Here is a 1,406-nt window from a genome sequence, read left to right on the forward strand (position 1 = left end):
CTTCTTCAACAGATGGGGTGATTGGGGTCTCGCCCGAGCCAAGGGCGGCTGCTCCTGTCGAGATGTGAGAACGTGGTCGATGTAGATCGCCACAAACATCAGGAGGAGCAGCCATGAAGTATTTTGCCGGACTTGACGTGTCTTTGGAAGAGACCGCGATCTGTGTCGTCGACGAGAGCGGCCGGATCGTGAAGGAAGGGCGGGCGGCGAGTGAGCCGAGAGCGCTTTATGAAGCCTTGCGGAAAATCAATCTGCCGCTGGAGCGCATCGGGCTCGAAGCCTGCTCGCTGACGGCCTGGCTTTATGACGGTATTCGTGCCGAAGGATTGCCGGCGATCTGCATCGAGACCCGGCAGGCGAACGCGGCGATGAAAACGATGCCGAACAAAACAGATCGCAACGACGCCCGCGCCTTGGCGCAGATCATGCGCACCGGCTGGTATCGGCAGGTGCATGTGAAGAGCCAGCAGTGTCGGCTCTGGCGATCCCTCCTCCTCGCACGACGGACGGTCCTCAATGAAATGCGGACCATCGAGAACGTCGTCAGGGCGATTCTGCGGGAGGCCGGCATCAAGCTCGGCACTCCAGGCCGCGCAGCCTTCGCCCATCGCGTGCGCGAACTGATTGGCGCAGATACGGTCATCATAGCGCTTGTCGAGCCGCTTCTGGCGATCGTGGCAACGATGTTGCGTGAGTTCGGGCGACTGACAAAGCAGGTCCTCAATATCGCCCGCAAGGAGCAAGTCTGCCGGCGCCTCATGTCCGTGCCCGGTGTGGGACCCATCACCGCGCTCGCCTTTCGTGCCACGGTCGATCAGCCTGACCGCTTTCGCCGATCGAGGGATGTCGGAGCGCATTTGGGTCTGACCCCGGCACGCTATCAATCTGGTGAGACGGACATTCAGGGCAAGGTAAGCCGATGCGGTGATGAGCTCGCCCGCACGGCCCTCTATGAGGCGGCTCATTCGCTGCTTGTGCTCAGCAAGAAATGGTCGAGCCTCAGAGCGTGGGGTATAAACGTCGCCAAGCGGCGCGGTATGGCCCGAGCCCGAGTTTGCTGTTGCCCGCAAGCTCGCTGTCATCCTGCATCGCATGTGGAGCGATGCGACAGAATTCCGCTTTGGCAAGGCACCCGGCTCCGTATCGGCCACGAAATAGGCACAACGGACCAACGAAGGAGGAGTTGATTCCGCCCGAAAGGGCGTGAGCCGGATCGTTCCCGTGGGACGATGGGCAAGGCGATCTCGTTAGCAGGCACGATCCTGGGACGAACTCTCCTAAGGTCGTTCAACAGATTGAGGCGCCTCGCTCTACTGACCCCATCATGCGGCGGCCTAACGTCGACCGCGAAGAGAAGCGAGTGACCCGCGGGGCGACATGGTCCGGAAAATTATCAGCAGGAGCTT

Annotated in this window: 1 pseudogene; it reads left to right on the top strand. The window is 61.0% G+C overall.

Annotated elements, in window-relative coordinates:
* The first annotated feature begins 113 nt into the window (after window positions 1-113).
* Window positions 114-1,158, top strand: a pseudogene (locus PU724_RS33690) (IS110 family RNA-guided transposase).
* The last annotated feature ends 248 nt before the right edge of the window (window positions 1,159-1,406 follow it).

The organism is Mesorhizobium abyssinicae, assembly GCF_049887195.1.
GTDB lineage: Bacteria > Pseudomonadota > Alphaproteobacteria > Rhizobiales > Rhizobiaceae > Mesorhizobium > Mesorhizobium abyssinicae.